The sequence below is a fragment of the Shinella sp. genome (assembly GCF_035998705.1).
GTDB lineage: Bacteria > Pseudomonadota > Alphaproteobacteria > Rhizobiales > Rhizobiaceae > Shinella.
Window position 1 is genome coordinate 94984 of sequence record NZ_DASYHH010000027.1, and the last position, 24113, is coordinate 119096.

Genomic DNA, 24113 nt, shown 5'->3' on the forward strand with positions numbered 1-24113 from the left:
CGCGGCGACGGGTGATGACGGACACTCCAGCACAGGAAACGTGCCCAGATGATCGAGACAATCGCCCCCACCGCCACCGCCCCGGCCCTCAAGGGCGGCGTTGGCAAGCGCCTGAACCGCGCCGTTCGCCGGAATCCGCTGCTCTCGCCCTCGGGCATGTCCGAATATGTCTTCTCGCGGCTGTTCCGCAATCTCGTCTACGCGCAGATCTGGGAAGACCCGGACGTCGACATGGCCGCGCTCAGGATCGAACCGGGCAACAGCATCGTCACCATCGCATCCGGCGGCTGCAATGCGCTGTCCTACCTCGTCGCCGATCCCGCCCGTATCGAGGCGGTCGATCTCAACCCGGCCCACGTCGCCTTCAATCGCCTGAAGCTCGCAGCCGCGGCGCACCTGCCGGACTACGAGACCTTCTACCGGTTCTACGGCCAGGGCGACGACAAGCGCAACCTCGACGCCTACCGGCTCTACCTGCGCCCGCATCTCGACGAAGAGACGCGCGACTATTGGGAAAGCCGCACCGTCACCGGGCGGCGGCGCATCTCGATCTTCCACCGCCGGCTCTATCGCCACGGCCTGCTCGGCGGCTTCATCGGCCTTGGCCACAGGATGGCCCGGCTCTACGGCGCCGATCCGCGCGGCCTGCTCCAGGCCCGCACGATCGAGGACCAGAAGCGCTTCTTCGACGAGACGCTGGCGCCGCTCTTCGAAAAACGGCTGATCCGCTGGGCGACGACGCGCAAGACCTCGCTGTTCGGCCTCGGCATCCCGCCGCAGCAATATGAAGCGCTTTCGGGTGCGGGCAGCAACATGGCGACGATCCTGCGCCAGCGCGTCGAAAAGCTCGCCTGCGGCTTCCCGCTGTCGGAGAACTATTTTGCCTGGCAGGCCTTCGGGCGCGGTTACGGCAGCGGCGAGCTTGCGCCGCTGCCGCCCTATCTCGCGCGGCAGAATTTCGAGGCGGTGCGCAGCCGCGCCTCGCGCATTTCCATCACCAACACCTCGCTCACCGAATTCCTCGCGGCAAAGGCCCCGCAGTCCGTCGACCGCTTCATCCTGCTCGATGCGCAGGACTGGATGACCGACGCCCAGCTCAACGGCTTGTGGACCGAGATCACCCGCACGGCCACCCCCGGCGCGCGCGTCGTCTTCCGCACCGCGCCCGCCGAAAGCCTGCTGCCCGGCCGCCTCGAGGAGACCCTCCTCGGCCGCTGGACCTATCATGAGGCGGAATCGCGCGCGCTGCACGACAAGGATCGCTCGTCGATCTACGGCGGATTCCATCTCTACGAATTCAAGGGCTGAGCCGGATGAGCGCCGTTTCCGACCACGCCCTCCTGATGGACCGCATCTACCGCTGGCAGCGGCGGTTCGGCATCTACGACGCGACGCGCAAATATTACCTGCTCGGCCGCGACCCGATGCTCGCCGGCCTTCAGCCCCTGCCGGGCAGTTCCGTGCTGGAGATCGGCTGCGGCACCGGTCGCAATCTCGTCAAGGCGGCAACGCTCTACCCGGAAAGCCGGTTCCACGGCATCGACATCTCGCAGGAGATGCTCGCCGCGGCGGAAAAAGCCGTTGCCGGCGCGGGACTGAAGGCGCGGGTGCGGCTTGCCAGGGCGGATGCTGCGAGCTTCGACCCGCGGGCGCTGTTCGGCGAACAGAACTACGACCGCATCTTCATTTCCTATGCCGTGTCGATGATCCCGCAATGGCGCAAGGTCATGGCGGAGGCGACCACCCGGCTTGCCCCCGGCGGCGAGTTGCACGTCGCCGATTTCGGCGACATGCGTGGCCTGCCCGGCTGGTTCCGCAAGGGCGTGACGAAGTGGCTCGGATGGCACCACGTGACGCCGCGCGACGATCTCTTCGAGATGGCCGCGGAGCTTGCCACTGCCCATGGTGGACGCAGCGAGGAGAAGCGGCTGCATCGCGGTTTTTCTTGGATCGCGATCGTCCGCAAGCGCTGAACGCGTGCCCTTTGTCACAGCGTCGGCAATCCTGCCGACGCAAGCATTGTTTGGCCCGCAATTCGGCTGTAGCTCTCCACGAAAGGGAAGAATCGTCCCTGGATTCGAGAGGAGAAGCGAATTGGCCCTGTCACAGACCCTTATCCGGCGGCTGAAGGATCCAAAACCCTTCGAAACGATCGTAACCGCGCCCTGGCTGGTAAGCCCGGCGAGCGAGCGGACATTCGAGGTCTTCAATCCCTCGACCGGCGAATTGCTGGCGGAACTGCCCGATATGGGCACAGAGGAAACCCGGGCGGCGATCGACCGCGCCGCCGCCGCCCAGCCCGAATGGGCGGGGCTGACCGCCCGCGACCGTTCGGACATGCTGTGGCGCTGGCACCAGCTGATCGTCCTGCACACGGATGATCTCGCAGCCATCCTGACGGCCGAGATGGGCAAGCCGCTGGCGGAGGCGAAATCCGAAGTCTCCCACGCCGCAGCCTATCTGCAATGGTATGCCGAGGAAGCCAACCGCATCTATGGCGAGACGATCGCGGCGCCGTCGCTCGACCGTCGCATGCTGGTCATCAAGCAGCCGATCGGCGTGGTCGGCGCGATCACGCCGTGGAACTTCCCGGCCTCCATGGTGGCGCGCAAGATTTCGCCGGCACTTGCCGCCGGCTGCGCGGTCGTGCTGAAGCCCGCGGAGCAGACGCCGCTGGTGGCCGGCGCCATGTTCGCGCTTGCCCATGAGGCGGGCTTTCCGCCGGGCGTGGTCAATCTCATCTATGCCTCGGAAGGCGATGCCGTCGGCCGGGAGCTCTGCACCCACCCCGCCGTACGCAAGATCAGCTTCACCGGCTCCACCGAGGTCGGCCGTCTGCTCATGCGGCAATGTTCCGACCAGGTGAAGAAGCTCAGCCTGGAGCTCGGCGGCAATGCGCCCTTCATCGTCTTCGACGACGCGGATGTCGATGCGGCCGTGGACGGTGCGATCCAGGCAAAATTCCGCAATGCCGGCCAGACCTGCGTCTCGGCAAACCGTCTCTATGTGCAATCCGGCGTCCACGACGAATTCGCCCGGAAATTCATCGAGCGGGTGCAGACGCTCTCGGTCGGCGACGGTTTCGAACCCGATGTCGCGATCGGCCCGCTGATCGACACGCGCGCGCTCGCCAAGATCGAGGGCCATGTCGCCGACGCGCTCGACAAGGGCGGCAGCGTGCGCTGCGGCGGCCGGCGGATCAGTGGCGACGGCACGTTTTTCGCGCCGACCGTGCTCACCGGCATCACCCGCGACATGCGCGTGGCGCAGGAGGAGACGTTCGGGCCGCTCGCCCCCATCATCCGTTTCGACGACGCCACCCAGGTCGTGCGCGAAGCCAACGACACGATCTACGGCCTCGCCGCCTATTTCTATGCGTCCAACCTCAGCCGGGTCTGGCGGGTCGCGGAAGCCCTGGAATACGGCATGGTCGGCATCAATACCGGCCGCATGTCGTCCGAGGCCGCCCCCTTCGGCGGCATGAAGCAATCCGGCATGGGCCGCGAAGGTTCGCGCCACGGACTGGAGGACTATCTGGAAATGAAATATCTCTGCATGGGCGGCATCTGATTGCCGGCGAGCCGGCGTGCGGCCGGATAAGAGGTTTTAAGGCGGTTTGGTAATACGCCTGTCATGTGAGTTTCTTATGCGGAGGGGGTAACACACCGCTCAAGAGAGGCTCTCCCATGCGCAAATTCATCCTCGCCCTGGCATCGGCCACGGTCCTCGCCGGGGCCGCCAATGCCGCGACCGTCTATCCGATCGATCGCGCCACGATCCTCGTCGGCTCCCCCTTCGACTTCAAGGTCGAGTTCGATGCCGTCGTGAAGCCGGAAGATGTGAAGGTCACCGTCAACGGCCAGGACTACGAGGCCGTCTTCGGCAAGAAGGCCGAATTCGTCGCGGAAGAAAAGGGCGCCGAAGACAAGGTTCTGGGCTCCGCGCTGACGCTGCGCGGCCTGACGATCGCCACCGCCGGCGACTACAAGGTCGAAGTCACGGCCGGCAGCGAGAACAAGTCGGTCAACTGGGACGTCTACGGCACGTCTGCCGAGGCGAAGGCCAAGAATATCATCTTCCTGGTCGCCGACGGCCTGTCGGTCGCCCACCGCACGGGTGCACGCATCATGTCGAAGGGCATGACCGAAGGCAAGGCAAACGGTCGCCTCGCCATGGACGACATCCCGCCGGTCGCCTTCATCGGCACCTCCTCGACGCATTCGATCGCCACCGACAGCGCAAACACCATGTCGGCCTACATGACTGGCCACAAGTCGCGCGTCAACGCGCTCGGCGTCTATGCCGACCGCACGCCGGCAAGCCTGGACGACCCGAAGGTCGAGACGATCGCCGAGGCGCTGCGCCGTACGACGACGAAGTCGATCGGCATCGTCACCACCTCGGAAGTCGAGGACGCCACGCCGGCAGCCGTCGTCGCCCACACCCGCAAGCGCGCCGACAAGGCGGAGATCGTCGGCATGCTGCTCGACGCCAAGCCGGACGTATTGTTCGGCGGCGGCTCGGTCTACTTCCTCGGCAAGGATACGCCCGGTTCCAAGCGCAAGGACGACAAGGATTACATCGCCGAGTTCAAGAATGCCGGTTATGCGCTTGCAACCGACAAGACGGAACTTGCGGCCCTGGCCAGCTCGAACCAGGACAAGCTGCTCGGCCTGTTCCACACGGGTAACCTGGACGTGACGCTCGACCGTGAATTCCTCAAGAAGGGCACCGTCGAAAAGTTCCCGAACCAGCCCGGCCTCGTCGAGATGACCAAGGTCGCGCTCGACAAGCTCTCCAAGAACCCGGAAGGCTTCTTCCTCGTCGTCGAGGCCGCTTCGATCGACAAGATGAGCCACCCGCTCGACTGGGACCGCGCGCTCGTCGAAACGATCGAATTCGACAAGGCCGTCGGCGTCGCCCGCGAATTCGCAGCCGCCAACCCCGACACGTTGATCGTCGTCACGGGTGACCACACCCACGGCGTCGCCATCATCGGCACCGTCGACGACGAAAAGCCGGGCGACGACATGCGCGAGAAGGTCGGCACCTACGACGACGCCGGCTTCCCGAACTACGAGGACAAGGACGGCGACGGCTACCCGGATCGCATCGACGTCTCGCGCCGCCTGTTCCTGTCCGCCAACAACGGCCCGGACCACTACGAGACCTTCCGTCCGAAGCTCGACGGCCCGTTCGTTCCGGCCATTCAGAACGAGGCGAAGGAATATATCGCCAACGAAGCCTACAAGGACGTTCCCGGCGCGGTCTTCGTGCAGGGCAACATCCCGAAGGAGGGCGACAGCGGCGTGCACGCCGTCGACGACATCGTGCTCCAGGCGACCGGCCCCGGCTCGGAAGGCTTCCGCGGCTACATGGAACAGAGCGACGTCTATCGCGTGCTGGTCGACGCTTTCGCCCTCGGCGCGCCGAAGGAATAAGGGATTTTCATCCCTTGACGGACAGGCGGCCCCGCGCCGCCTGTCCGCATTGCCGTCGATAGAAGGAAGCATGCCATGACGGAAACAAACCCCGCATTTTTCAACAGGCGGCGAATGCTCTGCACACTGGCGGCCCTGCCCACCCTCGCCCTTACGCGTCCGGCCCTTGCCGGCGACACGCTCGGCTTCGGCGAGCTCTACAAGAAATTCGGCGTCCTCGGCCTGGAATTCTCCGACAAGGTGAAGCGCCTTGCCGGCCAGGACGTCACCGTCAAGGGCTTCATGGCCCCGCCGCTGAAGGCGGAAGCGGACTTCTTCGTCCTGACGGAAATCCCGATGTCGCTCTGCCCGTTCTGCTCGTCGGATGCCGACTGGCCGGACAATATCCTCGTCGTCTACCTCGCGCGCAAACAGACTTTCGTGCAGTTCAATGCGCCGATCGAGGCGCAGGGCGTGCTCGAATACGGCTCCTGGATCGACCCGGAAACCGGCTTCGTCAGCCAGCTGCGCCTGCGCGAAGCCGCGTTCAACACGGCATGAGCATGCTTGAACTCGATATTTCCGGCCTGGAGATGCGCTTTCCCGGCCTCGATGCGCCGGTGCTGGCGATCGACCGGCTTCATCTTCCCTCCGGCGGGCGCCTCGCGGTCACCGGCGCCTCCGGCTCGGGCAAGAGCACGCTGGTCAATGCCGTGACCGGGCTCGAAACCGCGACGAGCGGCACCGTTTCCTGGGGCGGCACGGATATCACGCGCCTGCCGGTCGGGCGCCGCGATGCCTTTCGCGCCGCGCATATCGGCCTCGTCATGCAGGATTTCCATCTTTTTCCGGGGCTTTCCGCCTTCGAGAATGTCGTGTTGCCGGTCCGTCTCGCCCGCCGCCTCACGCCCGCCGAGCGCGAACGTGCGCTGTTCCTGCTCGAAACCACCGGCATCGCCCGCCCCGACCAGCATATCGAGACGCTGTCGCGCGGCGAGATGCAGCGCGTCGCGGTCGCCCGCGCGCTTCTGTCGAAGCCCGGCGTGATCGTCGCCGACGAGCCGACCGCCAGCCTCGACCGCAAGACCGGCGAGGAAGTGGCGGACCTCCTCGTGCGGCTTTCCCGCGAGGAGAACACGACGCTCGTCGCCGTGACCCACGATCCGGCGCTGACCGAACGGCTCGACCGGCGCATCGCGCTCGACGGCGGTCGCATTGTCGAAGACAGCGGGGAGAAGCGCGCGGCATGATGAGTTTCATTCTCGCGGATCTCCGCCGCTTCAAGGGCGGCGCGCTTGCGGTCATCGTGCTGATCGCGCTCTCCGTGGCGCTCAGCGTCACCGTCACGTTGCAGGAGCGCGCCGTGCGGCTCGGCAGTGCGCGGGCAGCCGAAAAATTCGACCTCCTCGTCGGCGCTGCCGGCAGCGAGACGCAGCTTGCGCTCTCCGCCGTCTTCCTCCAGCCCTCGCCCTTGCCGCTGATGTCGGGCGCGGTTCTGGCGAAGCTTGCCGCAGATCCGCGCGTCGACTTCGCCGCCCCCGTCGGCTTCGGCGATTCCGAGGCCGGCCATCCGGTCGTCGGCACGACGACCGCGCTGATCTCCGCTCTGTCGCCGAAACTTGCGGAAGGTGCGCTCTTCACAAGGCTTGGCGATGCGGTGGTCGGTTCGGACGTGCCAAAACAGCTTGGCGCCGAGATCAAGCCGATGCACGGCCTTTCCGATATCGGCGGCGAGACCCATACCGAAATCGTCTACAAGGTGAGCGGCCGCATGGCGCCCACGGGGACCGCCTGGGACCGGGCGATCCTCGTGCCGATCCGCGCCGTCTGGCAATTGCACGGCATGGCGGGCGAGCAAGACCATGACCATGACCACGCCGGCGAGACACCGGAGGCCGCCGCTTCAGAAGAGCACGATCACGAGCATGCACATGTCGACGCCGATGCCGCCATCGACGAGCAGTTCGACGCCGAGACGCCGGGCATTCCCGCCGTGCTCATCAAGCCGAAGACGATCGCCGATGCCTATCGCCTGCGCCAGGACTATCGCGGCAAGACGACGCTCGCCGTCTTCCCCGCCGAGGTGCTGACGCGTCTCTATGCGACGCTCGGCGATGCGCGCAGCCTGCTCCTGGCGATCGCCATCGGCACGCAGGTCATCGTCATCGCGGCCATCCTGCTCGTCACCATCATGCATATCGGCGCCCGCCAGCGGCAGATCGGCGCGCTTAGGGCGTTTGGCGCACCGCGGCGCTCGGTGGTGGCCATCGTCTGGGGCGAACTGCTCCTGCTGTTCCTCGCCGGCTTCGTGCTGGGCATCCTCCTCGGCTATGCCGGCGCGCAGCTCATCTCTGCCTCGCTGACCGCCACGACCGCGGTGCGCATGCCCGTGGAATTCGCCCGCGAGGACATTTCGCTTGCGGGCTGGTTCATGGCGCTGGCGGTGCTGGTCTCGATCCTGCCGGCGCTCCTGACGCTGCGGCTCAGCCCGGCAAGGGCGCTCAAGGCCTGACGCGTCGCCAAAGGCACGGTATGCAGACCTTCGCGTATGACGTGCACCCCATCCCGCACGGAAGAGCACGCGCGCCGGCGCGCAACGGCGACCCGTTTCGTCCTGGGGCAAGGTCGCGCCACGCCATCCCTATTCGTGACAATTTTAATAAAAATGGCAGGCCCTCGTTCATCTTTCGCGCACCCTGTCGCCGCCCGCAATCGAGGGTATGTGGGACCTTCGCGACGGCGGGGTACTTTGGCGCCGCTCCATGAGGGAGCCGTGATTCGAGGTGCCATTATGCCAATGCAGACCGTTCACCGTCTGACCAATGACCAAACACCCACCCAGCGTCTTGCGCGCGCCATCAAGGACATCGACCGGCGGCTGGACTGGGTCCACCTGAACAACCAGCCGGTTCCGCTCAACGCTTATCGCGCCCGGCGCATCCTGCACGAAGCGCTCGCGCGCTGCCGCGAACGCAACACCATTCTCCCGCCAGCCCGCTGACGGGAGATACCGCGACCGGATGCTATGCGCCCCAAGCCGTATCCGGTCGTGCGGGGACCCGGTTGAGCGATACGAGGCGCTCCCGGGTCTTGCCCCTCCAGACGATCTCAGTTCTCGAACAGCACGAAGGCGGCCCAGACGAGCGGGTCGCGCGCCGTCGGGATTTTCCCGTCGATGGCGTCATGCCGCGTGTTGCGCAACGCCTCGGCAAACGTCTGCCCGCCTTTCAGATGCTCGTAGTAGCGCACCATGAAATCCGCCGTGCCATCATCGGCGACGGGCCAGAGCGTCAGCAGCGCGCGTTTCGCCCCGGCAAGGCTTGCGGCCGTCGGCAGGCCGCGCACGCCGCCGACAAAGGCCTCGTCGCCGCGTCCCGTTTCGCAGGCCGAAAGCACCAGCAGGTCGAGGCCGGTCAGGTCCCATCCCATCAGCTCGAAGGCGTAGAGCCGGCCGTCCTTTTCGTCGCGCCGCATGGCGCGCTCATCCCCGGAGCGAGCGAGGATGACCTCGCTCTGCCACAGCGTATCGACATTGCTGGCGCCGCCGTTCTTCGGGCTGCCATAGGCGCCGTGCGTCGCGAGATGGGCGAGCGTCGCGCCCTTCATGCGCTCGCGGAGCGCGCCCTCGCTCACCCCCGCCCCGGTCATGGTCTCGATCTTGAGGCCGGGGCCACCAAGGACCTTGCCGATCGCCTCCACCTCGCGCAGCGTGCCCGGCAGCGGCAGGGCACCCGCTTCCTCGCCCTTCGCATAATCGATGCCGCCGGCCAGCACGACGGTGCCTTCCGAGGGCAGCGCGCGGTCTTCGACGGCCCGGTAGAGCGCTTCCGGCTCCGTCAGCAGCCGCAGGGTGAAGCGTTCCTCCAGCAGCTTGCCGGCGGGGTCTTCCAGCAGAGAGAAGGGCAAGGCGAACAATTGCCCGTCCGGCACGATGAACACCGTTTTCGCGCTTTTTATGTCGCTTTCGACGGGTGCGATCAGCCGGTCGTAGAGCCGCGCGAACTCGCGCTTGCTCGCCTCTACGAGCAGGCCGCGTCCATCGCGGCCGCTGCGATCACGCGTCTGGAGCGCCGCCACGACCTCCTGGCCGCTCGACAGCACCTGTCGCGGATCGCCGAGCGCGCGCAGCACCGGCGCCGCGCCGCCGCGCCAGACGATGGCGTAGAGTCCGGAATCCTCGATCGGATCGGCGCTTTCGCGGTCCACCCGCCATTTGCGGGTCACGAAATACTGGACGAGGGCCTGGTCCTTGTTGAGCAACTCTCCCGGCGTCGGCAGCGTCTGGTTCAGCAGTTTCTCGCGGTCGAGATGGTAGCGTCCGACGATGCGCTCGTGCAGTTGCTGTTCCAGCGCCTTGGTATCCGACAGATAGGCATAGGCGAGGTCCTGCTCGACATCGGCGGCGAAGATCTCGCGGGCGATGCGCGACAGGCGCGTGATGCGGTCGAGCAGGCGGGCGGTCTCCGTGTCCCACTTGTCGATCATGCGGCCGAGTTTCAGCACGTTGTCCGCGTCCGCGGTGGCGAGCGACGGCCAGCGCCGGGCGGCATCCGCAAAGGCCGGAACGGCCGCGGCATCCTGTTCGGCAAAGCGCGCATAGTCATAGAGCATGCCGTCGGCCATGGCGCGCACCGCCTCGCCGACCTCCCGCCCGCCGGCGACCGACACCTGGAGATGCACCCAACGCAGCATATCCTCGTCGATCCCGGCAAATTCGCTCGCCGCGGTCACCTTGTCCGTGCCGGCTTTCGCCTTGGCGATTGCGATGCGCCCGGCAAAGGCCAGCGGGTGGCCCATGCTCATCTCGCCGGCCGCGATGCTGAAGGCCTGCTGCAAGTGCTTGATCTGCCGCGCTGCATCGCCTTGCCGGGCAACATGATCCGCCATCAGATAGGCCGCCTTTATGCTGAGGATCGCGGGATAGTTGGAATCGGTGATCATCGCCTCGATGCGCCTGGCCGCCGCCGCATCCATCGGTTTGGCGCCCGAAAGAAGATCGGTATAGTCGATCCAGGCCTCCATGCCGGCGATCGTCACCGGGTCGCCGAGCGCCTTGGAAATATCGAGGCAGAGCGCGAAATAGCGGCGCGCTTCGGGGTAGTTGCCGAGATCGAGATAGTTCTGCGCCGTATTGTTGGCGCTGACCAGCGTGTTGAAATGGTTCTGGCCGTAGTGGCGGGTGCGGTTTTCCAGCACCTTCAGGTCATAGTCCAGCGCACGGGACGGCGAGCCCATGCCGCGCAACATGTCCGCGAGATTGTTGGCGATGCGCCAGGTCACGGTGTCGTCGTCGCCGAGCGATTTCTGCGCGATCTCGTAATTGCGGCGTTCGAGGTCGATCGCGGTGCCGTATTGCCCGACATCGGACAGCGCGGTGGCGAGCTTGTCGGTGGCGTGGATCAGCTCGGGCGATTCCGTGCCGTAAAAGCGCGCATAAAGATTGGTCGCCATCGTATAGAGCGGCACGAAATGCTGCTCGTTGTCGGGCACCGCGGTGCGGAATTCCGCATAGGCGAGGTAGAAATCGGCAAGCTCCTTCACCTCGGCGCGGATCGCCGCCGTCTGCTCGGCCGCCTGGAATAAGCCCGCCGCGTCGTCGTTGAGCCCACTTGCCTGAAAGCTGCGTCCCGCCTGCGTATAGTGCCGCAGCGTCACCGCATGCAGGTCCGTCTTCGCGGAGGCGTCGAGTGCCGCGCGCAGCCTCTTGAGGCCATCCTCCAGGCGCCCGGCCTCCAATATGCTGTAGGCGGTGCGCACCCGCGCATCGATGTCCTGCTCGCTGTCCTTGCCATGGGCCTTGCGGATGCGCTTCTCGTAAAGCTGCACCAGTTCGTCCTGCCTGCTTGCCTCCCCGAGCCGGCCCTTGGCGTCCATCAGCAGCGAAATCAGCAGGTTGGCGCGGGTTTCTTCAACCGGATCGAGCACTTTGAGAAGTGCGCGCATGCGGGGATAATAGTCCGCGTCGACGCGGGCGGCGTCCCCCATGCGCATGGCGTAGTCGGCAGCGGAAACCGCATAGCTCGCCGCAAGCCAGGCCTCCCCCTCGGCCTTGAACGCCGCACTCGCCGCCTCCGCCTTGCGGCGTGCGCCTTCCGCGTCACCACTGTCGAAGAGCGCCTTCATCTCCGCCGCGATCACGTCCGATCGCGCAATAGCCGCCTGCGTCGGCGCCTGTGCGAAAACGGGCGAAGCCAGGAAAACGATGAGGAGGAGGGAAATAGCGAGGCGGAGGAAACGGGAAAAGAGCTGCATGAATAGACTTCTCGAAACGATCGAACCACATCTAAGACGATCAACATAAAGGGCTTATTTCAAAATCAAGGCCGGACCGGACATCCGCCGCGGATTTAGGGAAATTACCGGCAAGCAGTCGTAAAGGATAATGCGGCTCGCCTGAAAAAGAAGGGCCACGCAGCCGAAGGTTCCGCCCGCCTCATCCGTTGAAGAGAGAGCCAGTCGAGAACGCCCCTTGAAAGCACCAATGAAGTGCTTTATATATTTAACCATGGCACGGAAGTTCACATCCAGCCTCAGGCTCGTCCTTCAACCCACGCCGGACATGCGCCAGGCGCTATCGGAGACGCTTACCGCATACCAGCGGGCCATGGCGATCCTTGATCGAACCAAGGGCGCCAATGTCGTGGCGCTGCATCAGGCAGCCTACGAGGAAATCCGCACCGCGACGGGCCTTCCCGCCCGCCTCGTCACGCTCGCGCTGCGCGATCACGGCCGCCGCAAGCCTGGGGAGATCGTCGCGGACATCCCGCTCGACTCGAAGCTTTTCGCCGTGAAAGGTCCGGACAGCGTCAGCATCGCCACGCTCGACGGCCGGATCGTGCTGCCCTATGCGGCGAGCGGCTACCAGGACGGCTGGGCGGATTTTGCCGAGGCGCGGCTGGTCTTTGCCGGCTCGTCCATCTGTCTCTACGCCGGCATCCAGGCCGGCGTTCACCCGAAAAAGGAGGCTTCCATGTCCAATGAAGGTATTCTTGCCCGCCTCGGGCGCGTCATCGCCGGTGTCGTCAACAATGCGGTCGATGCCGCCGAAACCGCCAACCCGGTCGCGGTCGCCCAGCAAGCCGTGCGGGAAATCGGCGCGATCGCCGAGGAGGCGCGCGCCGCCCTCGGCGTCGCCATGGCGGCCGGCCACCGGCTGAAGGCCAAGGCCGACGACCTCGACGCGGAAATCAGCGACCTCGACGAGAAGATCAAGGTGGGGCTGGAAAGCGGGCGTGAAGACCTCGCCCGCGCCGCCACCGGCGTGCAGATCGACCTGGAAGCCCAGCGCGACGCGCTGTCGAAGGCCATCCTGGAAAATGCCGGCGAGATCGCCGATGCCGAGGCGACGCTGCGCAGCATCTCCTCCGCCCGCGCCGACGCAATGAAGCGACTGGAGGATGCAAAGCGCGCCGAGCGTAGCGTGCCTGCGACCGCCACCCCGTCCCAGCGCAACGACCAGCGCCTTGCCGACGCGCTCCAGGCCGTTGAGCGCGTCACCGGCGTTCCCACGAAGCCGGCCATGGAAGGCACGGCGGAGGTCGAGGAACTCGGCCGCCTGCAACGCCAGAAGGCGATCGAGGCCCGTCTTTCCGCCTTCAAGCAGGGTGAGCGGTGATGGATTCCATCGTCCATCCGGGCACCGCTCCCTTCTGGATCGCGCTCCTGACGGTCGCGGGCCTCGGCATCGTCGAACTCGTCTCGGTCCTGCTCGGGGCGTCCGCCTCGGGCCTGATCGATGACGGCTTCGACCTGAACGGGCCGGGCGACGTGGAACATGGCCTGCTTGGCGGGTGGATGTCCTGGCTCAACGCCGGCGGCGTGCCGATCCTTGTGCTCGCCGTCATCCTGCTCTCGGCTTTTGCAGCCGCCGGCTTTGCCTTGCAGGGCTTCATTTCGCAGTTCCGCGAGCCGCTTCCGCTCTACGCGGCGGTCACCGGCGCGCTCGCCATCGCCATTCCCGTCACCCGCTGGTCGAGCCGCGGGCTTGCAAGGATCATCCCGCGCGACGAGACCAGCGTGCAGGAACAGGCCGATTTCATCGGCCTTACAGGAACCGTGACACTCGGGCCGCTCGACCAGGGCCATCCGGGCACGGTGCGCATCAAGGACCGCTACGACAACATCCATACGCTGCGTGCCCGGGCCGTGCCGGGGCATGTGATCGAGACGGGCGCATCCGTGCTGATCGTCGACGGGGCAAACGGCCTTTTCCAGGCCATCCCGGCGCCGGCGGCACTGGGGGACGACCTTTATTCCAACAACGGAGGGTAAACGACCATGGACTTCCTCTCGGTAGGAATCATCGCCGGGGTCATCGTGACGGCAATCGTCGTCATCGGCATCATCATGACCTCGCTCTATACCCGCGCCACGCGCGACAAGGCCTATGTACGAACCGGCCTCGGCGGCAAAAAGGTCGTGCTCGACGGCGGATCGATCATCCTGCCGATCTTCCACTCCTATTCCTGGGTGTCGCTCAGCACGCTGCGGCTCGAGGTCAAGCGCGCGGAAAACGAGTCGCTGATCACCAAGGACCGCATGCGCGCCGACATCACCGCGGAATTCTACGTCCGCGTGAAGCCGGACGGGGACAACATCGCGCTCGCCGCCCAGACGCTCGGCGACCGCACCAACGATGCCGATGCGCTCAAAGCACTTGTCGAGGCGAAATTCGTCGATGGCCTGCGTTCGGTGGCCGCGACCATGTCGCTGCGCGACCTGCAGGAGCAGCGCGCGGAATTCGTCAAGTCCGTGCAGGCGGCCGTCGCGCACGACCTGCAATCGAACGGCCTGGAACTGGAATCGGTGTCGCTGACCCGCCTCGACCAGACGGACATCAAACATTTCAACCCGAACAACACGTTCGACGCCGAGGGCCTGACGGCGCTCACCAAGATCACCGAGGAGCGCAAGCGCGAACGCAACCAGATCGTGCGCGACAACGAGGTGGAGATCGCGACCAAGGACCGCGAAGCCTCGCTCCGCCGCCTGACGATCGAGCGCGAACAGCGCGACGCCGAACTGTCGCAGGAGCGCGATATCGCCAACAAGACGGCCGAAACCCGCGCAGAAGCGGCACGGGCCGAACAGCTTGCGCGCCTGAGCGAAGAAACCGCCCGCCTCGACACTGAGAAGGGTATTGCCGAGCGCGACTCCCAGGCGCGCCAGGCCAAGGAAACCGCCCGCATCGACGCCGAGCGCGGCATTGCAGAGCGCGAAGCCGAAGCCCGGCGGGTAACGGAAACCGCCCGTATCGACGCCGCGATCGCCGTGGCGGAGAAGAGCGAGCAGGAGCAGGCCGCCCGCGCCAAGGCGGACGAAGCCAAGGCCTCGGCCATCACCGCCGAGGAACAGGTGACGACCGCACGCGAAGTCGAGATCGCCGAGCGTGCCAAGCGCATCGCCGTGCTCGACGCGCGCAAGGAGGCCGAACAGGCGGCAACCGCCATCACCGTGAAAGCCGAAGCGGAGCGCCAGGCCGCGGAAAACCTCGCGGCCGCGATCAAGATCCAGGCCCAGGCCGATGCGGAAGCCGCCAAGATCAAGGCGACCGGCGTCGTCGAACTCGGCCAGGCCGAAGCGCAGGCGGAACGCGCGCTCAACGAAGCTCGCAACGCCCTGTCGCCCAGCATCGTCGAATTCGAGCTGGCACGGGCGCGCATCGCCATCATCCCGCAGGCGCTGGAACAGGCGATGAAGCCGATCGAGAAGATTTCCGACATCCGCATCTTCAGCGCCGGCGGCCTTGCGGGCGCGCTTGGCGGCAATGGCGGCGACGGCGCGGGCAATCCGGTCGGCGATCTCAGCAGCCAGTTGCTGAATTTCACCGCCCAGAAACCCATCCTCGACGAAATCCTCGCGCAAGCGGGCTTCAAGGGCGCGGACCCGACACACGCCCTGCTCGGCGCCGCCATCGGCAACCCCGCGGCAGGCAAGCTCAATGGAAGCGCCCGAGTCCAGGCCGACGATGCGGATTGAGCATACCGAACAAAGCAAGGCCGCCGGCTGAACCCGGCGGCCTTGCCATTTCCGGAGAGGACGGAGGAGACAGGCCATGCCCAGCAAGGACGGCAACGGACAATATATCGTCGAATGGAATGCCTACCGCTATGACCGTTACAGCGATGCCGGCCGCGACCACCTTGTAGGCCTGGCGCGTCGTCGGCCATTGCGGGCCGGCCATCAGGCCCGGGCTGATCAGGTGGCCGAACACGTCCGTCTCGACCGCACCGACGCTTGCCCGGAAGGCATCGCGTTTCTTCCGGGATTGTTCGAAATCGACATCCGGTGTCTGCCCGGCCGTGCTCGACTGGGCGACCTCGGCGTGCACAGCGCCAATGCGGCAGCGAGGAAGAGGCTGTTCATGGCCTTCGTTATTCGTTGATGTCGGGCTCGACGAGCCTTGCAAGGTTCCTGAGCGACTCCTGCCAGCCGAGATAGCACGCCTCCGGCGGAATGAGATCGGGCACGCCGGCCTGAGTGATATCCACCTCGGTTCCGACAGAAACCTTCTTCAGCACCACGGTCACCTGCATTTCGCCGGGCAGGTTCGGGTCGTCGAACACGTCCGTGTAGCGCAGGCGTTCGTCGGGCACGAGCTCGACATATTCGCCGCCGAAGGCATGGCTGTTGCCGGTGGTGAAGTTGCGGAACGACATGCGGAACGTGCCGCCGACCGTCGGTTCCAGGTGATGCACGGTGCAGAGAAAGCCGTTGGGCGGCAGCCACTTGGCAAGTGCGTCCGCTTCCAGGAACGCGCGATAGACCTTTTGCGGGCTGGTGGCGATGACGCGATGCAGGCGTATCGTATTGGGCACGGTCGTGATCCTTCTGAAATGGAATGAACGCCCCAAGGACGAACGCGGCTTTCCCGATCCGACATAGGGCCGGCCTTTTGTAAAAAAAAGTCTGGAGCAGGCACTATCGACCGGGGATCGCGACGTCCTGCCCGGCAGGGGCCGGAGCGGGGTCTCGTCCCAGCCCCTCTTGGGAGGACCCTACGCCCTGGGGACGGTCTTTTTCGGTGGGGCTCGAGCACCTGAAAGCTGGCCGCTTCAGGCCTCGTCGAGCGCCAGCGTCAGGTCGGCGATCAGGTCGTCGGGATGTTCGATGCCGATCGAAAGCCGGATCGTCGATTCCAGCACGCCGATCCGCTGGCGCACCTCCATCGGCACGCCGGAATGGGTCATCGTCGCGGGATGCGAGGCGAGCGATTCCGTTCCGCCGAGGCTGACGGCGAGCTTGAAGATCTTCAGCGTATTCAGGAACTTGAACGAGGCCGGCTGACCGCCCTTGATGTCGAAGGAGAAGGTCGATCCGGCGCCCGAGCACTGGGCGGCGAAGGTCCGGCCGATGGGGGAATCCGGCGCGTTATACGGCAGGTAGTGGATGTGCTCGACCTTGGGATGCTCGCGCAGGAAATCGGCGACGGCCTTGGCATTGCTGTTGGCCCGCTCCATGCGCAGCTGCAGCGTTTCCAGCGAGCGGCCCAGCATCCAGCAGGAATGTGGATCGAGCTGCGTGCCGATCGCGCCGCGCAACGCCTTGATCTGCTTCATCACAGCCTTGCGGCCAAGGGCAGCGCCGGCAATCAGGTCGGAATGGCCGCCGACATATTTCGTCAGCGAGTAGAGGGAAACATCCGCCCCATGTTCGATCGGCCGCTGGAAGACCGGCCCCAGCAGCGTGTTGTCGCAGGCGATGAGCGGCGTGTGGCCCTGCTTTTCGCCGATCGCATCCGCGATGCGGCGGATCATCGCGACATCGACAATGCTGTTGGTCGGGTTGGCCGGCGTTTCGATCAGGATGACCGAGACACGACCCTTGTCCATCGCCTCCTCCGCGGCCGCCCTCACCGACGCTTCGTCGACGCCGTCCGCAAAACCGACAGCGGAAACGCCGAGATTGAGGAAGGTTTTTGCGAGCAGCGTTTCCGTTCCGCCATAAAGCGGCTGGGAATGCAGCACCGTATCGCCCGGCCGCACGAAGGCGAGCAGGGTCGTCGCAATCGCCGACATGCCGGACGAAAACAGCGCGCAGCTGTCCGTGCGCTCATAGACCGCCAGGCGATCCTCGACGATCTCGCTGTTGGGATGGTTGAAGCGCGAATAGACGAGGCCCGCACCCCTGCCCTCCGGCGGCTCCTTGCGGCCGGACACATAGTCGAAGAAATCCCGGCCGTCCTCCGCGGAGGCGAAAACGAAGGTCGACGTCAGGAAGACCGGCGGCTTGACGGCCCCTTCGGAGAGTTCGGGGTCGTAGCCATAGTTCAGCATCTGCGTTTCGGGATGCAGGGCGTGGTTGCCGATATGGGTTCTGGAGGGGTGCGGCGCAGTCATCAGACGTCTCCCTTGATGAGTCACGGGCTTTGCGTCGCGATTTTACACCAGATAGATCGGCCTGACCCCGTTATTTGATGCCTTCAATGCGATTGCCGGATCATGTCCGCGGCCTTCTCGCCGATCATCATCGAGGGCGCGTTGGTATTGCCGCTGAGCAGCACCGGCATGATCGAAGAATCCGCCACGCGCAGCCCTTCGACGCCGCGCACCCGAAGCTGCGGGTCGACGACGGATGTCTCGTCGATGCCCATCTTGCAGGTGCCGACGGGATGATAATCGCAGCAGGCATATTGGCGCACATAGGCCATGATGTCCTCCTTGGTCTTGGCATCCGGCCCCGGCAGGCGCTCGACCTTGATGTATTTTGCAATGTCGGGCTGGGAGAGGATTTCGCGAGTGGCTTCGATCGATTTCAGAGACATGTTCCGGTCGTATTCAGCGCCGTGATAGTTCGGATCGATCAGCGGCTCGTCTTCCGGCCGCGCCGTTGCGAGCTTGATCGAGCCGATGCTTTGCGGGCGCAGGAATGTGGTGTTGACGGTAAAGCCGTGGCCGTCGAGCTGCGTCTGCCCGCCGCGCACCACCATGGCCGGTGCGACATGGATCTGCATGTCCGGCCGGCCGTTGCCCTCGCTGGAGGCGAAACCGCCGCCTTCGACGATCACCGACGCGGCCGGGCCGTTGCGATAGAGCAACCAGCGGATGCCATGCAGGATCGCCTTTGGATAGCGGTCCTGCCCGTCATAGCTGATCGGTTCCTTCAGCGAGACGTGCACGTTGGAGCAGAGGTGGTCCTGAAGGTTCTTGCCGACACCCTTGAGATCGACCTGCGGCTTGATGCCGAGCGGCTTCAACTCATCCGCATCGCCGATGCCGGAGAGCATCAGCAGGCGCGGCGAGTTGAGCGCGCCGCTGGTGACGATGACCTCGCGGTCCGCGCGGAAAATCTTGACGGTGCGGCCCTGTGCGACTTCCAGCCCTACGGCGCGCGTTCCCTCCATGACGATGCGGATGGCGCGTGCACCGGTCATCACGGTGAGGTTCTTGCGCGAGCGCACGGGGTGCAGGTAGGAAACGGCAGAACTGCGCCGACGGCCATCGCGGCAGGTGACCTGATAAAGGCCGGCGCCGTGCTGCGTCTCGCCGTTGAAATCCGGATTGTAAGGCAGGCCCCAGCGCTGGCAGGCGCGCACGAAGGCCTTGGACAGCTCGTGCGGATTGACCTGATCGGACACCCAGAGCGGGCCGCCCTGCCCGTGATAGTCGCTGACGAGGCGTTCGTTGTCCTCCGACTTGCGGAAATAAGGCAGCACATCCTGATAGGCCCAGCCGTCATTGCCGAGTGCTGCCCAGTTGTCGTAGTCCTCCCGCTGGCCGCGAATATAGATCATCGCGTTGATCGAGCTGGAGCCGCCGAGCGTCTTGCCCTGCGGATACCAGATCTCACGGTTGTCGAGGTTCTTCTGCGGCACGGTCTTGAACCGCCAGTTGACGCCCGGCCCGAACAGCTTGCCGATGCCGCCTGGAATATGGATCATCGGGTTCCAGTCCCGGCTGCCGGCTTCGAGCAGCAGCACCTTCACGGACGGGTCCTCCGTCAGCCGGTTTGCAATGACGCAGCCCGCCGACCCGGCGCCCGAAATGATATAGTCGAATGTCTGCATTCCATCCTCCCGATCCGCCTCGGGACCCCTATCTGCCTTGGAACTTCGGCTTGCGCTTTTCCGCGAATGCCCGAAGTCCTTCCATCCTGTCTTCGGTGTCGAACGCCTCGACCGTCAGCGCGTGTTCGATGCGCAGCCCTGCCGCCAGCGAATGCTCCTCCGCCGCCTTCACCGCCCGTTTTGCATAGGGCGTGATGGCGACGGATTGCGCGGCGATCGCCGAGGCGATCTCCAGTGATCTCTCCGCAAGCGCCTCCAGCGGCATGATTTCGCTGACCAATCCCTTGCGCTCGGCAAGCGCCGCATCGACCATCTGGCCGGTCAGCACCATTTGCATGGCAAAGCTCCGGCCGACCAGCCGCGGCAGTCTTTGCGTTCCACCATCACCGGGAAAGGACCCGATGTTGATTTCCGGGGTTGCGAATTTTGCCGTGTCGGCGGCGAAGATGATGTCGCAGAGCAGCGCCAGTTCGAGACCGCCGCCCAGCGCAAAACCATTCACGGCGGCGATGATGGGCTTCGGGAAATCCTGGATCTCCGCCCACCGCGCCAGACGCGCGGGATCGGCATAGGAGGCGACACCGCGCTCCAGCATGTCCGAAATGTCCGCCCCCGCGGAGAACGCGCGCCCGGCCCCCGTCAGGATGACGCAGCCCACGCTGGCATCATCCCGCGCATCGCGGAGCAGGCCGGTGAGTTCGCCGAGCAAATCCTTGGAAAGGGCGTTCAGCTTGTCCGGCCTGTTCAGCGTCAGGCGCAGCACGCCGGGTGCCAGCCGTTCGCCGAGCACGAGTGAAGTCATGGATCAGGCAACCTTCTTGTAGAGCGTTTCGGCGGTCAGGCCCGCGCTCACGATGCACTGCCGGATCTTTTCGACCTCGGCCTGTGTCGGCTTCATCAGCGGCGGGCGAACATGAGCCTCGTCCCAGCGGCCGAGAATGACAAGGGCTTCCTTCATGCGGTTGTGCATGTCGAGCAGCGGATGGTCGTAGAAGGCGCGCACCGTCGGATAGATCCGGTCGTTGATCGCCTTGGCGGCACGGAGATCGCCGGCCTGAACCGCGCGGAAGAGCGCCACCTGCAGGTTTGCGATCACCGAGCCGGCACCGGACAAGAGCCCATCGCAGCCAAGCGCCAAGGAGCCGAGTAGCCAGGAACTGTGCGTCGTCAGCGTGTTGACCGGACGGTCCAGCGCCTTGAGTTCCCGGATCTGCCGCTCGTGCAGATTGCCGTCGCCGCAATTGTCCTTGATCGCCTTGATCGAGGGGAACCGGTTGCACAGGTCCAAGAGCACCGGCAGGGCATAGGAAAGGTTGGAATTCAGCGGGAACTGGTAGTGGATGATCGGCAGGTCCGATGCATCGGTGATGCGCTTGAAATGTTCATGCGCCATTTCCGGCCGCAGATGGCCGCCGAGCACCATCACCTCCGGCGGGAAGACCAGCAGGCCGTTCGCGCCCTCGTCCTGCGCCTTGCGGGCGATGCGCGCCGCTTCCAGCGTGGAGTTCGTGGAGATGGCGACGATCGTCGGCACCCGCTCCTCCAGAACCTCTTTGGTGACGGCGATGGCGCGATACTGCTCCTCGATCGTCAGCGAGGCAACCTCGGCGGCGTGACCGTTGATGGTGATCGCGCTGATGCCCTCGACGCTGGCGACATCGGCGAGGTGCTTGCGGTATGCCTCCTCATCCACCGCAAGATCCGCGGTGAACGGCATGAGCACGGCGGGGATCACGCCCTTGGGATTATCGTAGTGACGAACGGATACCATCTGTCTTCCTTCCATTGGACGGCACGGGCCGCGCCTTGCGACGCGGCCCGGCGCTTGTTTCTTTAGATGCCCTTGCCGAGGAACTGGTCGACATTGGCGCTGGTGACTTCGACGGTCGGCAGGATGATCTCCTTGTCGACGGCCTCGCCCTTGGCGATCTTGTGCGCGGTCTGGATGCCTTCCGGCGCGCAGAACGGGTAGATGAAGCAGGCCGACATCTTGCCGTCCTTGATCGCCTGGAAGGCCGTGTTCTGGCCGTCCATGCCGATGACCTTGACGCCCTCGAGGCGGCCGGCCGCTTCCAGCACCTGCACCGCGCCGAGCGCCATCTCGTCATTGTGCGCATAGATTGCCTGGATCTCACCCGGCTTGAAGCGCTGGACCATGTCTTCCATGAACTTCACGGCCTTGTCGCGCGTGTAGTCGCAATTCTGCTCGGCGATCACCTTGAAGGCGGCATTGCCCTCGATGATGCTCTGGAAACCCTTGTGGCGGTCGTTCGTCGCCGAGGCGCCGGCCGTGCCCTGCAACTCGATGATGCCGCCGCCATTCGGCAGCGCGTTGACCAGGAATTTGCCGGCGCCCTCGCCGAGCGGCAGGTTGAGGCCGCCGAGATGGCAAGTGACATCCGTGTTGACCTTGCGGTCGAGCGTCAGCACCGGAATGCCGGCCGCCATCGCATCGCGCACCACGGGCGTCAGCGCCTGTTCGGTGAGCGGCGAGATGACGAGGACCTGGATGCCCTGCGCGATCAGGCTTTCGACGTCTGCCACCTGCTTTGCGGCATCGTTGTTGCCGTCGGTGACGATCAGTTCGAGATCGGCAAAATTCTCCTTGGCATATTGCCGGTTCACCTCGACCATGGCGATGCGCCACGGATGGTTCATCGTGCCCTGGCTGAAACCGACCTTGATCGTGCCCTCGGCAAAGGCGCTGCGGAACGGCAGCCCCACGGTGCCGGCGGCGGCGGCGAATGCGGCCGAAAGTGTCAAAAACTGTCTGCGATTGGCGTTCATTGTGTTTACTCCTCCCGTTGATGAACAGTGCTCATGTATCCCGGCGCGCCCGGCGCCCGCGGAATGTCAGGCCTTCTGGCGATGGCGATAGACCTCGAACATCACGGCGGCGATGATGATCGCGCCTTTGACGATCTGCTGGGTGAAGGGCGAAATTCCCAGAAGATTGAGGATATTGGCGATGACCGCGATGATCGCGGCACCGATGACCGTGCCGACCACGCCGCCCTCGCCGCCAAACAGGCTGGTGCCGCCGATGACGACGATGGCGATGGCTTCAAGTTCGAGATTGCTGCCGGCAGTGGGCTCGCCGACGGTGAGGCGCGACACGGTGATCAGCGCGGTGACGGCGGCCAGCATGCCGGAGATGACATAGACCGACATCAGCACCGCCCCGACGCGGATGCCGGCAAGGCGCGCGGCCTCCGCATTCGAACCGACCGCATAGACCTGGCGGCCGAAGGCGGTGGAGCGCAGCACGACGAAGGCGACGAGTGCCACGAAGGCGAAGATCCAGATCGGCACCGGAATGCCGAGCAGGAAGCCGCCGCCGAGGAAATAGAAGGCATCGGTCGCGTCACCCAGCATCTGCGGCTCGCCATTCGCAATGGTCATCGCGATGCCGCGACCCATGACGAGCGTGCCGAGCGTCATGATGAAGGGCGGCATGCCGCAAAGCACGATGCCCGCGCCATTGAAGGCACCGAACAGCATGCCGAGCACCAGCGCGATTGCCATGACGACCGGAATGGAAAAGCCGGCCGACAGCAGCATGGCCGTGGAGACCGCGACGACACCGACGATGGAGCCGACCGAAAGGTCGATGCCGCGCGTCAGGATGACGAAGGTCATGCCGATGCTGACGATGCCGAAGAGGGCGACCTGCCGCCCGACATTCATCATGTTGCCGAACTGGAAGAAGCTCGGCGAAAGATAGACGGCCACGGCGCAGAGCGCCACGAGCACCCAGAACAACCCGAGGCTTTGCAGCACCGTCACGATGCGCGAGAACCCGCCGGGCGCAAGGCCCGTTTCCTGCCGCGTTGCCATGTCAGCCATTCCTTCTTCCTCCCTGCGGGGTGCTTGTCGGCTCTTTGGGCATCCGCTCGCGCATCAGCCAGTCCACGGCGACGGCGAGCCCGCCCGCGTCACAGGACGGGGCGACGAAATCCGCGATGCGCTTCAGGTCTTCGATGCCGTTTTCGACCGTCAGTCGCGTGCCGGCCCAGTGCAGCATGTCGAGATCGTTTTCCGCGTCGCCGGCCGCAGCCGTGGACGCCTGATCGGCGCCGAGATACTGCGCGACCCATTCGACGGCGGCGCGTTTCGACACACCCTGCGGCCCGATTTCGAGCAGGCGCGGATGCGAACCGGCCACGGCGAGGCGCGCTGAAAAGCGCAGCCGCATCGCGGCGAACCCGGTGTCGTCGTCGGGGTCGGCACGAACACACATGATCTTGCCCGGCTCTCCGGGCAGGTCCGCCAGGGCATCGACAACGCGCAGGCTTTCGCCGGTAATCTTCGCCTCGCGCACTGCGAGGGGATGCTCGCCGATCGTGCTGACGCCGCCTGCGCCGTACCAGAGCGCGACCACGCCGATTTCCCGCGCAGCCGCCATCACGGCGAGCGCATCGTCACGCGGAACCGGCGTGCTGACATGCGCTTCGCCTGTGTCGAGGTCGCCGATCCATCCGCCGTTGAAGCAGATGGCAAGACCCGTCGCGCCGAGACGTTCGGCATAGGGCCTGACCGCCTCCGGCGACCGCGCGGTGGCAAGCACCACTTGCACGCCCGCCGCCCGCAGCCGCGCGAGCGCGCTGGCGACGTCGTCCCGCAGGACGTAGTCGTGCGTCAGCAGCGTTCGGTCGACATCGGAGACGAGGAGAGTGATCGGTGCCATG

General features: G+C 65.3%; 21 protein-coding genes. 12 read left to right on the forward strand and 9 right to left on the reverse strand.

Annotation, left to right across the window (positions count from 1 at the left end):
- The first annotated feature begins 48 nt into the window (after positions 1-48).
- From VGN93_RS23665 to VGN93_RS23700, 8 genes are all read left to right on the forward strand, one after another.
- The gene (locus tag VGN93_RS23665) at positions 49-1308 is read left to right on the forward strand and encodes a DUF3419 family protein (protein WP_327509451.1); all 1260 of its coding nucleotides are present in this window, start codon (positions 49-51) and stop codon (positions 1306-1308) included.
- 5 nt (positions 1309-1313) lie between these two features.
- Positions 1314-1973, forward strand: coding sequence for a class I SAM-dependent methyltransferase (locus tag VGN93_RS23670; protein WP_327509452.1), 660 nt, complete (start codon positions 1314-1316; stop codon positions 1971-1973).
- A gap of 121 nt (positions 1974-2094) precedes the next feature.
- The gene (locus tag VGN93_RS23675; RefSeq protein ID WP_414714157.1) at positions 2095-3570 is read left to right on the forward strand and encodes an NAD-dependent succinate-semialdehyde dehydrogenase; all 1476 of its coding nucleotides are present in this window, start codon (positions 2095-2097) and stop codon (positions 3568-3570) included.
- Between the two features lie 116 nt (positions 3571-3686).
- The gene (locus tag VGN93_RS23680) at positions 3687-5441 is read left to right on the forward strand and encodes an alkaline phosphatase (protein WP_327509453.1); all 1755 of its coding nucleotides are present in this window, start codon (positions 3687-3689) and stop codon (positions 5439-5441) included.
- 75 nt (positions 5442-5516) lie between these two features.
- Positions 5517-5981 (forward strand): hypothetical protein, encoded by a 465-nt coding sequence (locus tag VGN93_RS23685; RefSeq protein ID WP_327509454.1) that lies wholly within the window; start codon positions 5517-5519, stop codon positions 5979-5981.
- Positions 5982-5983: 2 nt separating this feature from the next.
- Entirely contained in the window at positions 5984-6670 is a 687-nt protein-coding gene (locus tag VGN93_RS23690) for an ABC transporter ATP-binding protein (RefSeq protein WP_327509455.1), read from the forward strand.
- Complete coding sequence (locus tag VGN93_RS23695; RefSeq protein ID WP_327509456.1) at positions 6667-7932, forward strand: ABC transporter permease; 1266 nt, start codon at positions 6667-6669, stop codon at positions 7930-7932. Before VGN93_RS23690 ends, VGN93_RS23695 begins: the two co-directional genes overlap by 4 nt.
- A 285-nt stretch (positions 7933-8217) precedes the next feature.
- Positions 8218-8421, forward strand: a complete 204-nt coding sequence (locus VGN93_RS23700; RefSeq protein ID WP_327509457.1) for a hypothetical protein — start codon at positions 8218-8220, stop codon at positions 8419-8421.
- Between the two features lie 107 nt (positions 8422-8528).
- Here the strand turns inward: VGN93_RS23700 and VGN93_RS23705 are convergent, their stop codons facing one another.
- The gene (locus tag VGN93_RS23705; RefSeq protein WP_327509458.1) at positions 8529-11672 is read right to left on the reverse strand and encodes a CHAT domain-containing tetratricopeptide repeat protein; all 3144 of its coding nucleotides are present in this window, start codon (positions 11670-11672) and stop codon (positions 8529-8531) included.
- A 253-nt stretch (positions 11673-11925) separates the two neighbouring features.
- On the opposite strand from VGN93_RS23705, the gene VGN93_RS23710 reads away from it, so the two are divergent.
- From VGN93_RS23710 to VGN93_RS23725, 4 genes are all read left to right on the forward strand, one after another.
- Entirely contained in the window at positions 11926-13035 is a 1110-nt protein-coding gene (locus VGN93_RS23710) for a PspA/IM30 family protein (protein WP_327509459.1), read from the forward strand.
- Positions 13035-13691: an OB-fold-containig protein gene (locus VGN93_RS23715; RefSeq protein WP_256114577.1), complete on the forward strand. Its 657-nt coding sequence runs from the start codon at positions 13035-13037 to the stop codon at positions 13689-13691. Before VGN93_RS23710 ends, VGN93_RS23715 begins: the two co-directional genes overlap by 1 nt.
- Positions 13692-13697: 6 nt before the next feature.
- Positions 13698-15398 (forward strand): flotillin family protein, encoded by a 1701-nt coding sequence (locus VGN93_RS23720; RefSeq protein ID WP_319313285.1) that lies wholly within the window; start codon positions 13698-13700, stop codon positions 15396-15398.
- Positions 15399-15474: 76 nt separating this feature from the next.
- The gene (locus VGN93_RS23725; protein ID WP_327509460.1) at positions 15475-15804 is read left to right on the forward strand and encodes a hypothetical protein; all 330 of its coding nucleotides are present in this window, start codon (positions 15475-15477) and stop codon (positions 15802-15804) included.
- Here the strand turns inward: VGN93_RS23725 and VGN93_RS23730 are convergent.
- From VGN93_RS23730 to VGN93_RS23765, 8 genes are all read right to left on the reverse strand, one after another.
- On the reverse strand, positions 15794-16237 hold the full coding sequence (locus VGN93_RS23730; protein WP_327509461.1) for an SRPBCC family protein: 444 nt from the start codon (positions 16235-16237) through the stop codon (positions 15794-15796). The genes VGN93_RS23725 and VGN93_RS23730 overlap by 11 nt on opposite strands.
- 237 nt (positions 16238-16474) lie before the next feature.
- A complete protein-coding gene (locus VGN93_RS23735; protein WP_327509462.1) occupies positions 16475-17758 on the reverse strand; it encodes a cystathionine gamma-synthase family protein in 1284 nt (427 codons plus the stop codon).
- Positions 17759-17841: 83 nt separating this feature from the next.
- On the reverse strand, positions 17842-19425 hold the full coding sequence (locus tag VGN93_RS23740) for a GMC family oxidoreductase (RefSeq protein ID WP_327509463.1): 1584 nt from the start codon (positions 19423-19425) through the stop codon (positions 17842-17844).
- A gap of 28 nt (positions 19426-19453) precedes the next feature.
- Positions 19454-20227 (reverse strand): enoyl-CoA hydratase-related protein, encoded by a 774-nt coding sequence (locus tag VGN93_RS23745; RefSeq protein WP_327509464.1) that lies wholly within the window; start codon positions 20225-20227, stop codon positions 19454-19456.
- 3 nt (positions 20228-20230) lie between these two features.
- Positions 20231-21196, reverse strand: coding sequence for a dihydrodipicolinate synthase family protein (locus VGN93_RS23750; protein ID WP_327509465.1), 966 nt, complete (start codon positions 21194-21196; stop codon positions 20231-20233).
- Between the two features lie 62 nt (positions 21197-21258).
- Positions 21259-22212 carry a substrate-binding domain-containing protein gene (locus VGN93_RS23755; protein ID WP_319313271.1) on the reverse strand — a complete coding sequence of 318 codons (954 nt, stop codon included), beginning with the start codon at positions 22210-22212 and terminating at the stop codon, positions 21259-21261.
- A 66-nt stretch (positions 22213-22278) separates the two neighbouring features.
- Complete coding sequence (locus tag VGN93_RS23760) at positions 22279-23271, reverse strand: ABC transporter permease (protein ID WP_327509466.1); 993 nt, start codon at positions 23269-23271, stop codon at positions 22279-22281.
- Positions 23264-24112 carry an HAD family hydrolase gene (locus tag VGN93_RS23765; RefSeq protein ID WP_327509467.1) on the reverse strand — a complete coding sequence of 283 codons (849 nt, stop codon included), beginning with the start codon at positions 24110-24112 and terminating at the stop codon, positions 23264-23266. The genes VGN93_RS23760 and VGN93_RS23765 overlap by 8 nt, the downstream gene beginning before the upstream one ends.
- Position 24113: the final 1 nt, after the last annotated feature.